This window comes from Methanobrevibacter sp. 87.7 (assembly GCF_002208625.1).
Taxonomy (GTDB): domain Archaea; phylum Methanobacteriota; class Methanobacteria; order Methanobacteriales; family Methanobacteriaceae; genus Methanarmilla.
The window spans coordinates 1-16,084 of record NZ_MRCT01000021.1 but is presented as its reverse complement, the minus strand read 5'-3'; the positions used below and the strand labels follow the sequence as shown (position 1 = coordinate 16,084).

The 16,084-nt window shown below is 22.0% G+C and carries 14 protein-coding genes; 4 read left to right on the top strand and 10 right to left on the bottom strand.

Annotation, left to right across the window (positions count from 1 at the left end; genetic code table 11):
* Positions 1–162: 162 nt before the first annotated feature.
* From BGI41_RS02050 to BGI41_RS02040, 3 genes are all read right to left on the bottom strand, one after another.
* Positions 163–975 (bottom strand): DUF368 domain-containing protein, encoded by an 813-nt coding sequence (locus tag BGI41_RS02050; RefSeq protein ID WP_088538585.1) that lies wholly within the window; start codon positions 973–975, stop codon positions 163–165.
* Positions 976–1,343: 368 nt separating this feature from the next.
* Positions 1,344–2,489 (bottom strand): acyltransferase, encoded by a 1,146-nt coding sequence (locus BGI41_RS02045; protein ID WP_088538584.1) that lies wholly within the window; start codon positions 2,487–2,489, stop codon positions 1,344–1,346.
* 342 nt (positions 2,490–2,831) lie between these two features.
* A complete protein-coding gene (locus BGI41_RS02040) occupies positions 2,832–3,209 on the bottom strand; it encodes a hypothetical protein (RefSeq protein ID WP_088538583.1) in 378 nt (125 codons plus the stop codon).
* A 122-nt stretch (positions 3,210–3,331) separates the two neighbouring features.
* On the opposite strand from BGI41_RS02040, the gene BGI41_RS08635 reads away from it, so the two are divergent.
* The 4 genes from BGI41_RS08635 to BGI41_RS02020 are packed head-to-tail and all read left to right on the top strand — an operon-like array spanning position 3,332 to position 6,219.
* Positions 3,332–4,504: a pyruvate formate lyase family protein gene (locus tag BGI41_RS08635; RefSeq protein WP_088538582.1), complete on the top strand. Its 1,173-nt coding sequence runs from the start codon at positions 3,332–3,334 to the stop codon at positions 4,502–4,504.
* On the top strand, positions 4,501–5,202 hold the full coding sequence (locus BGI41_RS08630; RefSeq protein ID WP_088538581.1) for a pyruvate formate lyase family protein: 702 nt from the start codon (positions 4,501–4,503) through the stop codon (positions 5,200–5,202). Before BGI41_RS08635 ends, BGI41_RS08630 begins: the two co-directional genes overlap by 4 nt.
* Before the next feature lie 38 nt (positions 5,203–5,240).
* On the top strand, positions 5,241–5,420 hold the full coding sequence (locus BGI41_RS02025; RefSeq protein ID WP_233126296.1) for a glycine radical domain-containing protein: 180 nt from the start codon (positions 5,241–5,243) through the stop codon (positions 5,418–5,420).
* A gap of 31 nt (positions 5,421–5,451) precedes the next feature.
* On the top strand, positions 5,452–6,219 hold the full coding sequence (locus tag BGI41_RS02020) for a radical SAM protein (protein ID WP_088538579.1): 768 nt from the start codon (positions 5,452–5,454) through the stop codon (positions 6,217–6,219).
* 2 nt (positions 6,220–6,221) lie between these two features.
* Here BGI41_RS02020 and BGI41_RS02015 read toward each other — a convergent pair whose 3' ends face one another.
* From BGI41_RS02015 to glmS, 7 genes are all read right to left on the bottom strand, one after another.
* Complete coding sequence (locus tag BGI41_RS02015; protein ID WP_088538578.1) at positions 6,222–7,217, bottom strand: glycosyltransferase family 2 protein; 996 nt, start codon at positions 7,215–7,217, stop codon at positions 6,222–6,224.
* Positions 7,218–7,231: 14 nt separating this feature from the next.
* Positions 7,232–8,059, bottom strand: coding sequence for a DUF4422 domain-containing protein (locus BGI41_RS02010; protein ID WP_158211958.1), 828 nt, complete (start codon positions 8,057–8,059; stop codon positions 7,232–7,234).
* 9 nt (positions 8,060–8,068) lie between these two features.
* Positions 8,069–8,866, bottom strand: a complete 798-nt coding sequence (locus BGI41_RS02005; RefSeq protein WP_088538576.1) for a DUF4422 domain-containing protein — start codon at positions 8,864–8,866, stop codon at positions 8,069–8,071.
* A gap of 211 nt (positions 8,867–9,077) precedes the next feature.
* Entirely contained in the window at positions 9,078–10,157 is a 1,080-nt protein-coding gene (locus BGI41_RS02000) for a glycosyltransferase family 8 protein (RefSeq protein ID WP_088538575.1), read from the bottom strand.
* 159 nt (positions 10,158–10,316) lie between these two features.
* Positions 10,317–11,861, bottom strand: a complete 1,545-nt coding sequence (locus BGI41_RS01995) for an MBL fold metallo-hydrolase (RefSeq protein ID WP_088538574.1) — start codon at positions 11,859–11,861, stop codon at positions 10,317–10,319.
* Between the two features lie 290 nt (positions 11,862–12,151).
* Complete coding sequence (locus BGI41_RS01990) at positions 12,152–13,582, bottom strand: flippase (protein ID WP_088538573.1); 1,431 nt, start codon at positions 13,580–13,582, stop codon at positions 12,152–12,154.
* A gap of 380 nt (positions 13,583–13,962) precedes the next feature.
* On the bottom strand, positions 13,963–15,744 hold the full coding sequence (glmS, locus tag BGI41_RS01985) for a glutamine--fructose-6-phosphate transaminase (isomerizing) (protein WP_088538572.1): 1,782 nt from the start codon (positions 15,742–15,744) through the stop codon (positions 13,963–13,965).
* Positions 15,745–16,084: the final 340 nt, after the last annotated feature.

Sequence of the window (16,084 nt, the reverse complement as noted above, 5' to 3'; positions counted from 1 at the left end):
CTTATAAATTAATTTAAAACTTATAAAAAAACTATTTAAAATAATATAATTTAAAAAAAAGAATTTAACTTATAAAAAAAATAAAAATCATAAAAATAAGCTAAAAAAGAGAATTAAAAAATAATCATAAAAATAAAAAAAGAATTAAAAATATTAAAGAAATTAATCTTCAATATAGTGGAATTTTTTCTCCATTACTACAATTAAAACAAATGCAATAATAGCAAGAACAATACATAAAATCCAAGAACCAGTAAGAGTTGTAGTAACTTTAATAACAGGTAATCTTAATGATCCAAGCATAATACCAATTAAAAATGCCATTGTAACAGATTCATGATTTTCAAGTAAATAATTTAAGACTTTAGAAAAACCTAAAATACCAATAACAGCACCAACAACAAATACAAGAATCTCAACAATATTAAGATTATTCAAAGCATTTAACATATACTGATACTGACCAAGAAGTAATAATAAAAATGATCCAGAAATTCCAGGAAGAATCATAGCACAAATAGCAATCAAACCAGAAACAAATAAAACAGGCAAACTATGATTTGCAGCAATAGGATTCAAACCTACAAAAAGATATGCTAAAACAATCCCAATAACAGTAACAACAATCAACTTAAAATTCAAACCATCAAGCTTTTCATATAAGACATAAGCAGAAGCTAAAATCAAACCTAAAAAGAATGAAAAAGTATAAGCAGTCTGAATATCAAGCAAATAAGTTATAAGCTTTGCCAAAGTCAAAAATGCAACACCAATACCTAAAAGCAAAGGAATAAACAAAGCAAAATCAATCTCATAAAACAACCTAGACTTAAACTCAGCAAAATCACCTTTAATTAAAGGTTTAAGAAAAGTAAAATTAATACTACTAATAGCATGAACTAAACGCTCATAAATCCCAGTAATCAATGCAATTGTTCCACCAGATACCCCAGGAACAATATCAGCAGAACCCATAAATATTCCCTTAAAAAATATTACTAAAAATTCCTTAAAATTAAAATTCATAATATAACTCCAAATAAAAACAAAATATCATATAAATAAAAATAACCTTTAAATAAATTATTAAAATTTTTAAAAAGTTATAAATTTAATATAATTTTATTCTTTAAAATATTTAAATTATTCTAAACTAAAATTAAATAAAAATAAAAAGATTTTAATTAAATAAAAAATTAAGATTTAAAAAAAAATTATGAAAAAACAAAAAACAAAACAAACAGAACCTAAAAAATAATGAAAAACAAAAAACCTCAAAAAAATCAGAAAAAATAGATAAAAAATCAAAAAATACATTAAAAAGATTAAAAAAGATTATGAAATTAATCATAACCAATGAAATAACCTGGAACTCCTAATTTTCTAAGAACTGTTATTAAGCCCCAACTAGTGACAAATGTAAGAAATGCTAATATAAAAGTCCAATAATAAGCATTAAAATAATTAACATCAACAAGAAGGAATATTATAAGTAACATAGTCTGATGAGTTAAATAAATACCATAACAGGATCTACTTATAGATTTAATACCAACACTAATTAATGGTTTTTTAAATAATAATGCAAATTTTCTAAAAAAACCTTTAGTAGTATCAAAGTTAATATATTTCCAAAATATAAATACACCAGCAGCTTGAAGTATAACAACTAAACTTACATCCATATAAGAACGTGTATAAAAGTTATAATGATGTAAGAAAACTGTTCTTTGAAATCCATTATGAAATACATCAAAATAGATAATAAATGCAGTTGTAGATAAAAATAATAATAAACCAATTAAAATTAATTTATTAGAACTTAAATCAAACTCTTTATGATCTAAATAATATCCTAAGAATAAATATATTATTGGACCAATGAAAAATGTTAAATTAAAGTAAGTATGTGTATTAAAAATATCTAAAGCTTGATAAATCATTACAGCTAGAAATGATAATATTAAGAAATATTTAGCACCACCAACTTTAGTATCTTTAATATATGAATTAAATATAGGTAAAGATAAATAAATACCAATTAACATCCAAGCATACCAATGTTGAAGACCAAATGTTTTAAAAAATGCCAATAAACCAGCAAGATTAAAAGTTAAATTACCATGATAATAAGTATAAACAAGAGCAATAACTGTATTCCATAATAAAAATGGAAGGACAATACGCATAAACCTACCTTTAAGAAATTTTGGAATATCATCATAATAATCTCTTTCTAACATTAATGTTCCAAGAAGCATTAAAAATATTGGTACACCAAAAGCCATAGTTGAAAATAAAACATATTCTTCATAAGTAAAAACACCTTTATGACTTAATAATGTTGAAGTATTAATAAGAACAAGAGACATTATACTTAATGCACGTAGTTCATCAATAAAAGCAATTCTCCTTTTTGGAATTCTTTTAGAAATATTTGAAAAAGGAATAGAAGGGATATACTTATATGAAACCTTGAAAAATGACATTATAACACAACATAATAATTAAACTAATTTTAAATTATATTATTTATGTATATCTTTATAATATATAAATTTAATCAGTTAATTAGAAATTAAAATAAAATTAGAAATTTGTCTAGACTTTTTTAAAAAAAATAAACAATATTAAATAAAATTTAAAGAATTCAAGAATATATAAATAAATAATATAAAATAAATTAAATAAATATAAAGATTAACTGAAAAAAAATTAAACAAAAAATGATTTTTTAAATATTTTATAAAATAATTAATTCAATAAAAATAGTAATAAAATAAGTATATTAATTTTAAAAATAGTTTAACAAGAAAATAATCTATAAAAGACTACTTTAAACTATGTGGAATAAAAACAATGAAATTAATAATTGAAGCAATAAGAACTAAGCTTAAATTAATTAAACTACTTGTTGAAAATACTAAAACAGTAACAATTAATAAAACCAAAGTCATAATACTTGCAAATATTGCATCAGGTCTACTAGATTTAGGAGAAAACTTCACACTGTCCTTTGATACAATATACAAATAAAATATAATGAAAACACCTAAAGCTATAGCAAAATCAAAATTAGAACGTTTTACATCAATCCAGAACTGTAAAAACATACAAATAAACAAAATAAAAGAAGATAAATATACTAAATATCTTTGAAGATTACTATAACCAGCATCACTTTTTAATAATTCCCTTTTAAAATTCATAGATTATATTATAAAAATAGAAATATATAATTATATTGAATTTTTATCAAATACAATGAAATTAAAAATATATTTGATAAAATATAAAATAATAGGTTAAAGCATAAAAATGGAAATAAATTATGAATAAAAATATTAAAAATATTTCAAAAGTCATCTATAAAAAATTAGATAATACAAAATTAGGAAAAAAAATTATTAAATTAATTTTTCTTTTTAGAACATTGAATAGAAAATATAAAAATCCAAAAAAAGCAGGTGTTTACTTAATAAAAAATATTAAAGAAATTTATTTTACTGATTCCAAAAAAGATAAAGGAACTCAAATAAAAGATTTAATAAAAAACATCAATATTATAATACCTAAAGAAGGATTTATATTTTCAATTGATGAATTAAAAAATTTAAGTAAAACTGGTTTGACTATTGATAATATTTCAATTAATTATGCACATGTGCTAAATTATAGTCTAAATGATTATAAAAAATACTTTAACAATATTGACATTACTAATCATGTTTATGTTGAAAATGAGAAAGAATTACTTGAAGGCATTGAACTTTTAATAGATAGAGAAATAATTGAAATTAAAAAATCAGAAAGAAATGATAAAGAAAAATATATTAAATATTTAGAAAACTTCAAAACAGAAAAAGCATCTACTTTTGAAGAAGGTCTTCAAAGAATTTTACTTATTAATCAATTATTATGGCAAACAGGACATGGATTAAATGGTCTTGGAAGACTTGATAAAATATTAAATGAATTATATTATTCTGATTTAAAAAACAATATTATAAGTAAAAAAGAAGCATATAACATAATTAAAAGTTTTTTAAAAACACTACATACTTATTATTGGTTCAAAAGTGCTGCATTAATGGGAGACACTGGTCAAATCATTATTTTAGGAGGAACCGATTTAAAAAATGGAAAAAAACATTATTTCTTTAATGATTTAACCTATTTTTTTATTAAAGCAATACGTGATCTTCAAATACCTGATCCTAAAATATTATTAAGAGTTAATGAAGATATGCCTAAAAAATTACTTAAGGAATCATTAATGACAATTAATACAGGAATAGGTAGTCCATTACTATCTAATGATAAAGAAATAATTAATAAAATGATTGAATTTGGATATGATGAAAAAGATGCATATAACTATGTAGTATCTGCATGCTGGGAACCTTCAGCAGTTGGAAAAGGTATTGAACAAAATAATATTAACTTCATATCATTTTTAAAACCATTAAACAGAATATTTGATACATTATCTGATAAAAAATAAATGAAATTAAAAATTTCGATGATTTATTTAATTTATATAAAAAATATTTAAAAGAAGATACTGAAAATTTAGTTGAATTCTTGAATAATATTACTTGGGATGAAGATCCCCTATTATCATTATTTATTGATGACTGTAATAAAGAACAAATAGATATCTCAAAAGGTGGAGCTAAATACAATAATTATGGAATTACAACTGTTTCTCTTGCAAATACAGTTAACAGTCTAATAAATTTAAAAAAATTAGTATTTGAAAATAAAAAATATACTTTAATTCAATTAAATAATATTCGTAAAAATAATTTTGAAAATGAAAGTATAATACTTGCTGAATTAAAAGGTCTTAAACCACACTTTGGAGAAGATAATGAAGAAGTAATTAAATTAACTAATTCAATCATTAATTATTTAGGAGAATTACTTAATAAAACTCCAAATAAATTTGGTGGAAGAATTAAATTTGGATTAAGTGCACCATCTTACATTAGTGCTGGAGAAGAAATAACTGCATCATTTGATGGTAGATTAAATTATGAACCATTTTCAACAAATATATCTTCTGATTCAAATAATGATTTTACAAGTATAATGAGATTTGCATCAAAACTTAATTATAATGATAATAAAATTAATGGGAATGTAGTTGATTTAATGGCATCACCTAATTTCATAATGATAATTTTGAGAAATTCGTAGATTTTTTAGATTTAAGTATACATTTAGGATTTTTTCAAATGCAAATGAATGTTACTGATAGTGAAACATTGATAAAAGCAAAAGCAAATCCGGAATTATATCAAAATTTAATAGTAAGAGTTTGGGGATTTAGTGCATATTATAATGATTTACCATTAAATTATAAAGATTTATTAATTCAAAGAGCACTTAAAAATGAAGGTAAAATAAATATTTAATTTATTTTACTAATTTTAATTTTGGGATAAAATGACAATACGAATTACAAATATACAACACTTTTCATTACAAGATGGTCCAGGAATTAGAACTACTATTTTTTTAAAAGGATGTAATTTAAATTGTCCATGGTGCTGTAATCCAGAAACTATAAATTATAATATTGAAAAATATACTGAAAAAGGATTAAAAAAAGAATTTGGATATGATATTAGTATAAAAGAACTTGAAAAAGAAATATTAAAAGATAAAATATACTATTCAAAAAACAATGGAGGAGTCACTTTTTCAGGAGGAGAACCTCTACTTCAAATAAAAGAATTAAAACCATTACTTAATAATTTAAAAGAAAAAAATATCAATATTTGTTTTGAAACAGCCCTCCAAATACCTTCAAAACTGCTTAAAATAGCTATAAAATATATAGACGAAATATTTATAGATATAAAAATATTAACAGAAAAAGAAGCTAAAACAATATTAAATGGAAATATCAATTTATATTATAATAATTTAGAAATAATAAGCAATTCTAATATTAAAAATATTACTTTTAGGATTCCAATAAATAAGGAATATACAATGAAAAAAGATAATATAAATAAAATATCCGAACTTATTTCAAAATATCCAAATTATAATGTTGAAATATTTAAAATCCATAATATAGGTGAAAGCAAATATAAATTATTAAATAGAAAATTACAAAATTTTACAAATATTACAGATAAAGAAATTAATGAGATATGTAAAAAACTTAAAAAATATAATAAAAATATAAAAATTATAAAAATATAAAATCAAAGCTTATTTCTATGTAATTTTTTTAAAAAATCTGAAGTAAAATATACAGATAAAATTTTATAAAATAAATTAATTAGCCAATATTTTCTTTTAATGCAAGTATTATAAAACATTTGTGCCCATTTTTCATCAAAATTTAATTCAACACCAGCATAATCACTAATATCAATAACATAATTAGCTACTTTTTTAGGAATAAAATTATATTCTATAACTATAACAAAAATAGCAATAAGACAATGACAAACAATATTAGGTAACACAAATTCATAATTAGAATTTTTAATATAATCAATATTAAACTTCAAACCATCAATAAGTTTAACTAAATTATTTTCATCAAAATCATATGATAAAGATTTTTCATTAGAATAATCATGTATAACATGATAATATCCACAATAATTAGGTAAAAACTTAACATTACTATTATTATTGAAATAACATTCTAAAATAAAGTAAACATCCTCAAATAATATATTTAAACATCGAATATTATATTTATCAATAAAAGATTTTCTATAAATTTTATTCCACATCCAAATATCTAATAAAATATTTTTATCTTCTAAAGGATTAACAGAATAATTTTTAAAATCATCTTTAGCATTATAAAGTTCAATATTAAATTTTGATTCTACAATATTAAATTTAGTCCCATCAATTGCATTAAACATGACCTCACAGAAATTATCTTTATAATAATCATCAGAATCTAAAAACATGACATATTTACCTGTAGCATTATCTAATGCAATATCTCTTAAAGGACCGGGAACTCCATTATTTTTACTAAAATAAAAACATTTAATATTATCATATTTATCCCCATAACTCTTTATAATGCTTTTAGATTTATCTGTAGAATTATCATCAATTAAAAATAATTCAATATTCTCAAAACCTATTGTTTGATTAATAACAGAATCAATACAACGATTTAAATATTTTTCACGATTATAAATAGGAACAATAACAGAAATTTTATACATAATAATCACTTAAATTATTTAAAAAATAAATTTTGAATAAAATTTTCTAATTTACTATTTTCTACATTTTTTACATGCTTAAAATAGAATTTACGATATAAATAACGTAAAAAATTATTTTTTGATAAAGACATTCTAAAATTTAATCCTGTTCCAATATATTTAATTTCTAATTCTTTTATTTTTAAATTATTTTTTCTAATCCAAACATTAAAAATTAATTCAGAAACAAGCCCTAAAACACGCTTTATAATAGTTAAATCAACTTGATGTTCTACATCTTTTAAAATTGTAAATAACCAAGTACAATAATTATTTAATAAATCTTTATTCATTATAAACATGTTAAAATTAAAAAAAGAATCCTCTTTTATAATTTCATCATAAGTATCCAAATAATCAGGATATTTTTTACTAATTACATCACGTGTTACATCTAAAACATGAATTAAGTAAGAATCTTTATATGTTTCACCATATGATCCTTTAAGAAGTTCTATTTTTTTAGGTAGAATAATATCATAATCATTTAAATAGCTAAGAATTTCTTCTTTATTTATTTTATGATTATTATTCATAAAGTAACGTCTATAATGCACTAAACCAAGTATATCTGCACTAGAATTTTTCCACATCCAATAAAGTCCAGTAAGTTCTGCATAATCTGGATTTCTACTAGAAATATTCTCTCCAGAATCATCTATTTGATATTTATTACCATTACTATCAATTGGAGTTTTTTTACCTTTAGAACCAACAAATAAAGGAGTATATAAATTATCAGAAGAAATATCTTCAACTTCTTTATGACTTATTACATAAATTTGAACATTTTTTGACAATTTATACACCTATCTTTTTTTACTTTTATGAAGAAGTCCAACATAAATATTTTTATATACTTTTCTAGTTATCCAACGTTTAGCAATCCACATATGAATATTTAATCTTCTTCCAATAACCTTTAAATCACATTCTTTAACTTTAAGATTTTGTTTATCCATCCATACATCAAATAATCTTTCAGTTAAAAATCCATAAATTCTTTGTTGATAAGAATCATATCCTTCAAGATTTACTCTTTTTTCAAGTTCAAATAAAATTGGAAAAATCCATTCACAATAACCTGAAATTACCTCTTTTGGAGCAATAAACATATTATAATAATATAAAGAATTACCTTTCATTACTTTATCAAAACTATCTAAATATTCTGGAGTGGTTTCTTTAATTATTTCTCTAGATAAATCTAAATCTTTAGCATAATTCCAATGAGCATAATCTTCATATACATTATCAAAAAGAGATGTTGTTCTTTTAGGTAATATTATATCATAATCTTTAAAGATTTCATCTAAATCTTCTTTTTCTAAACGTTTACCATATTTTCTTTTAGCAAAATAACGTCTATAATGTACTAAACCAATAATATCTGCATCAAAATTTTTCCACATCCAATAAAGTCCAGTAAGTTCACAGTAAGCAGAATTTTTATTAGAGATATTATCTCCTTTATCATCACTTAAAAATCCTAAGTTATCTTGACCATTTCTACCAACAAATAATGGTTTATAAATATCATTTTCTTCAATAGTTTTAATTTCCTCAGGACTATGAGCAATTACATAAACTTCAATTTTATTAAACATAGTAAATCACTTTAATATTATAAATTATATATTATTAAATTTTTATATAAATATTTTGAACAAAATATTATATAATTAAAATGGTAAAAATAATTTATTTAAAAATATATAAAAAATAATTTTAATTAATATTTAATTATTTCTAGATTCCATAATTTTATTATACTCTTTAGATTGTCTATTATACTTCATTTTAATACAGAATTAATATTTAATTATTTCTAGATTCCATAATTTTTTTATACTCTTTAGATTGTCTATTATACTTCATTTTAATACAGAAATTCATAGGTAAAATTGAAAGAATCAAACCCATTAAAAAGGAATTATAAATTTTATATCTAAATAATTCATAATTTGAAAAATCATTATTTTTAAATATTACATTATAAAATGGAGATAAAGATGCATACTTTTTATATAATTCATAATATTTTGAATTACTATTAATCCAAGGTCTAAGAAATGGAATACATGCAAAATGAAGAAAAACTGGATTTTTCTGAGCATTTTTCACAACATCTTTATCATAAAATTTCCAAAGAGCTTGCCATTTTCTAACAGAATCAAAACTTAATTCATGTAAACAGGACATTAAATTATATTTAAGATCAACTGGTAAAATTGTATCTTTTAATACAGCATTTATAACATCTTGATCATGCCATAATAATTTAGATTTATTTTCTACTAAAAAATTTAAAAATTTAGATTCAATATTGTTTTTTCTCCAATATTCTAAATTAATCAATAAAAATCCTGCATTATAATAATCTCCATCCTGATTTAAATTAAATAATTCTTTAATAAATTTACTTCCTGTAGTATATTGATCATAAACTGTAGCACATGAATAATTTTTAATATCTAAATCCCATAACTCTTTAAAAGATCCACATATTAAAGAATCACAATCTAAATATAAAACCTTATCAATACTCTTTGGGAGTAATGATGGAATAAATAATCTAGAATAAGTTGTAAATGATGATACATTATCTCTGATAATAGGTGGAATACCTTCAACTTTTTCAATAACATTAACATTAATAAAATTAATATTTGCATTATAATTTTCAACAATAGATTCTAATTTATTTTTATTATCATTAGAAATATTATCATCAAGAATAAAAATATTAATTTTATCGAAATCTTTAGAATTATTATCTAATAAAGAAATCATACATACAGACAAATAAGGAACATAATTATTATCAGAAGCAAAAACAACATTTAAAATAAAATCACCTACATTTATTATATAAAATGTACTTAAAATAATTTTCAAATAAAAATAAAAAAAACTAAATTATATGAAACCAAAATCATTTATACATATTATATAAAATGTACTTAAAATAATTTTCAAATAAAATTAAAAAAACTAAATTTTTAAGATGAATAAAATCAATTCCAAAATGTTTTCAAATAAAATTAAAAAACTAAATTATAAAGAATCAATTAAGTTTTTAGGATGAATAACTTCAATTCCAAAATGATTTAAAACATCATATAATTCAGCATGTTCTGTGTGAATTGGATATAAAACATCTGGATTAATCTCACATATCATATCAATAAGTTCAGGACCACTTGCATGACCAGATAAATGATAATGCTTTAAAATTGGAATATTAAAATGATTCAACCAATTTTGAGTAATTTCAAAGTCCATTTCCATTTCTTCATTAAATGGTTCTGTTGTAGAATGAAGATAAACTGCACTTTTAGGTTTAATATCAATTAATTCTAAAAATGAAAAATTATCAAGTCTTATAATATATTGATTTTCATTTTCCTGAATATCTTTATAAGTGTAAATATTATATTCCTCATCATCAAGAAATTCTCTTTCCCATTTAGAATAATCTTTAATATATTCATCTTCAGTAGGATACTTCCAATCACCTTCATAAGATACATATGAATTATTTGGAAAGAGACCTGAACCTTTACGTGGAATATATATACCTAAATTACCATCATCAATTTTTGGATAAATAGTTTTTTCTGAATTTTCTTCTTCAATACGTTTTAAAATATATGCTTGTTTCATACTAATAAGTAAAGTTCTATTAGTACTTTTTGCAATATTATGAAATGTAATTAATCTATCTAAATCTCTTAAAGGGAAATTTACAATAACAAGTCCTTTAAAATCATTAATATCATCATATGCCTTTTTCTCAATATCTTCTTCTACATTAAGAATCTTTTTATGAGGATGTTGACTATTATAATATTCACTATTAATACGTGTACCTTCACATATTAAAATATCTGGTGAAAATCTTTTAGCTTCTTTTACAAAACCTTTAGTAAATTCTCTATTTCTACCATGGAAACGTAAATCTCCAGTATATACTACTTTTTTATCATTCCCTTCAATAAGAAATGCACTAGCACCAGGTAAAGAATGATCTACAGGAGCAAGTTGAACATTTAAATCTCCAATAGTAGTATTTTCATAGGGTTCTAATACATTGATTTTTCTTTTTAAAAGATTTTTAGGACTTTTTAATTGAGAATAGGTACCTTTTTTATTTAAATAATATTCAAATTGTTTTTTATATGAACAAATATCACTAAAACTATTATTTGCACCTGTTTCATCAATAACTTCAAGAATAATCTTAGAATTAAGACTCATATACAATGGAATATCATACCTTAAATGAGTAATATAATTTGCATGATCTGCATGAGCATGTGATAATAATAATCCATTAACTGCAGGTTTATCCTCAAAATTTAAACCCATATGCTTTAAATAATCTTCACGATATATTCCTTTAATTTTAGGAATTAAACCAAGCTCAAAAAAATCCCCAATACCATTAGCTTTTCTTGGATTAATAAAATCTCCAAAATATTTACTATATTGTTTAAAACTCATACCAAAATCTAAAAGTAGTGAAGTATTATCAAGATTTAATTTAATCTTATTTCCACCAATTTCATCTACTCCACCATAAAATTCTAAGACATCCATATTCAAACTCCGTAAACAGAATAAATTAATTAAAAAAAATATAATCTAGAATTAATTTTGTAAATAAATTAATAAATAATTTTTGAAAAAATAATATAAAAAATAGCTAAATAAAAATAAAATATTTCTGATAAAATAATACGAAAAATAGATAAATATGAATAAAATACTGAACTTAAAAATAAAAACTAAAAAACAAAAAATAAAACAATGAAAAAGTAAAAAATAGCTAAAAAAACTAAAAAACAATAATAAAAACTAAAAATAGTTAAATAAGAGATAAATTAAATTTATTCTCTATTTAAAATAATTCTAATAATTTTTTTATCATCAGAATCTAAGATTCTAATAAGATATAATATTCCAAAGTATATAATAGCCCCTAATATAATTCCAAATGCTATATTAAGTTTAAGATAATATAATACTCCAAACATTATAAATGTTGCAAAGAGTAATTTAATTAAATCTTTAACAACAATCCATCCTGGAGCATAATCTGCTTTTGAAGTTTCCCAGAACATTATAATAGTAATAATAATTTCACTAATTACTGTTGCAAAAGCTGCACCAAAATAAGAATATTTTGGTATTAATATTAAATTTAAAATAACATTAGATAATGCAGCACAAGCATATGTTTTAGTAACTAACATCTCATTATTAGAAGAATTTAAAGCTACAGTTGAAGTACCATTAACAAATAAAAATGGTATTGTAAATACTAATATAGTTACAATAGCACCAGTACCAATATAGCCTTTACCATAAATAAGAACCATTAAAGGTTCTGCATATACAATGATACCTGCACATATTGGTAATATAATTAATAATAAATACTTAATTGATTTTTCATAAGAAAATTTAAGTAATTCATTAGAATTTTTAAATAATTTACTCATAACTGGAAATATAACTTGAGGATATACTGCATAAAATGTTGTAAGAATAGATATTATCTTATAAGCAGCATTATACAATCCTACAGCAGCATCAGTAGATAAATACTGTAACATAGTCATGTCTATTGTAAAGTATATTGAATAAAAAACACTAATTAAACCAAAAGGTAATGCTAATTTTAATATTTTTTTAGAAAAATTAATATCAAATGAATAATTTGGTTTAATATTAATCTTATCTATTCTAGAGTAAATATATAAAAATGCACATATTATAGCAATTAAATAGCCAAAAGCCATTCCATATAAACCTAAATTAAAATAGATTACTAAAAACACAATAATAAGTAATATTACAGAATTTATAACCCCTGCAATAGATTGATATTCCATTTTTTCATATGCTTGAAAAAGACCATAAAAAAATCCATTCATACTTAGAAAAGCATATTGACATAACATTATAAAACTAACATTAATTACATCACTACTTCTCCCAGTTAAAAACAGAACTAAAACAGTACCTAAAATTACAGATACACTTAAAATTAATCTTAATGGAATTGTTTCATTAAATAGCTTATTCGTTAAAGAAGAATCCCTTGAAATTGCACGTACAATATATGTTTGTGTACCACAATCCATTAAAATACCAACTAATGTAGATAATGAAATAGCAAATGATAAAATACCAAAAACAGATGCACCTAAATATCTAGCCATTAATATAGTCCAGAAAAAAGCACATAAATTTGTGATAATCTGAGATCCCATCATCCAACTAGAATTTTTAAAGATTGTTTTTACACTAACCATATTCTCACATATAAAATGAATAAAATACACAAAATATTAAGAAAAATAAATTAAATTGAAATAATATAAGAAATATTTACTTTTTATTATTATTAAATATTTTGAGATTAAAAAAATTAGTACCTAATAAATATTAATAAAAATTTAGATTAAAAAATAAATCCAATATACTAAAAAAATTAATATAAAATAGGTATAGTTCCTGGCGGAGTCGAACCGCCATCACAAGATCCAGGGTCTCGTATGATTACCATTACACTAAGGAACTAAAAAAAAACATAAAATAAATAGCTATAAAAATATTCTTTAAAAATAAAAAATAGCTAAAAAAAATAAAAAAAAAATTCTACAAAAAGTAGAAAAATCTTTAAACAAATTATTTATTCCACAGTAACACATTTAGCTAAATTTTTAGGTTTATCTGGATCATAACCTCTTTCTAAAGCCATATAATATGATAATAATTGAAGTGGAATAATATATACTAGTGGTGAAATAATATCTTGAATATTCTCATCTATTAAGAAAACATCACTTGCTTTTTTCTCTAAAATATTATCTCCTTTTGGACCTATTGCAATAACATCTGCACCACGAGATTTAACTTCTTCAAGATTACTCATAGTTTTTCTATAATTATCTCCAGGAGGTATAATTACAACAACAGGAATTCCTTCATCAATTAATGCTAAAGGACCATGTTTAAGTTCACCTGCAGCATAACCTTCACCATGAATATATGTAATCTCTTTAAGTTTTAATGCACCTTCAAGTGCTATAGGATATGCATAACCTCTACCAATATAGAAGAAGTCATCTGCATATTTATATTTAGAACACATCTCTTTAATTGAATCAACATCTTCAAAGATTTCATCAATATATTTAGGTACTTTCTCAATAGTACTAAGTAATTCTTGATTATCTGCAAGAAGACCAGCAAAGAGATATATTGAAATTAACTGAGAAATATATGTTTTTGTTGCTGCTACACCAATTTCTGGACCTGCTTGAGTATGAATTACATATTGAGCCCTACGAGTAGCAGAAGATCCTGCAACATTAACAATTGCTAAAGTTTTACTAGTCTCATTTGCTATATCAAGTGCTTTAAGAGTATCTGCAGTTTCACCAGATTGGGAAATAAATATAACTAAAGTGTTTTCATTTAATGTATTTGCAGAATATTTAAATTCAGATGCAAGAAGTACATCAGTTGGAATACCTGCTAATTGTTCAATTAAATATTTACCAGTAAGTGAAGCATGATAACTTGTTCCACAAGCAACAAAGACTATTCTATTAATATCATCCTTAACTTCATCAACAATCGCTTTAATATTAGTTTTTTCAGTTAAAGTGTTTTTAACAGCTTGAGATTCTTCATTAATCTCTTTAATCATAAAGTAATCATAACCTTCTTTTTCAGCCATTTCAGGAGTCCAATTAATAGTTTCTATTTTTTTATTAATAGGATTACCATTTTCATCTTTAACAACTACTCCATCCATAGTTAAGATTACAAATTCTCCTTTTTCAGGATAAATTATATTTCTAGCATATTTTAATATAGCTGGTGAGTCACTAGCAACAAAATATTCATCATCCCCAATACCTACAATTAGAGGACTATCTTTCCTAGTTGCAACAACTTTATTCGGCTCATATTTACTAATAGCTGCAATTGCATATGCCCCTTTAATAATTTTAACAGTTTTTCTCATAGCTTCTTCTAAATCAGAACCTTCTTTCATGAATTTTTCAAGTAAATGTGGAATAACTTCAGTATCAGTTTCTGATTTAAAAACGTGCCCCTCTTTAATAAGTTGTTCTTTAATCTCAGCATGATTTTCAATAATTCCATTATGAACAACAGCTATATTACCTAATTCATCAGTATGAGGATGAGCATTTACACGATTAGGATCACCATGAGTTGCCCAACGTACATGAGCAATACCACATTGACCTTCCATATCAGCCAAATCAAGATTAGTATTAACATCAATAATTTTACCTTTATCTTTCTTAAAAAAGATTTTATTACTTTCTGTAGCAATACCTACTGAATCATAACCTCTATATTCGAGTTTAGAAATACAATCTAATAATATTGGCGCTGCTTTTTTATGTTTTAAAACACAACCAACAATACCGCACATAATATCAATTAATCTCCATTTTATAAATAATACTTATTTAATTTAATTTAACCTATTTATAAAAATTTCCTATTTAGGTTAAATTTTAAGTTTAATAAAAATTTTTATATTAATATTATATTAGTTTTCATCATTAATATATTAAGTTTAAACTATTTTTATAAATATAAATAAATTATACTATTTAAATCTTAAGTTAAAATTATAAAAAATATTAAAAAAAACTTAATTAAAATAATTTTACTATAATCAAACAGAAATTTAAAGAAAAATAGGATATTAAAATAAAAAATATTTAAATTTAAAGTTTTTAAAATAAAATTCAAAAAGATATTAAAAT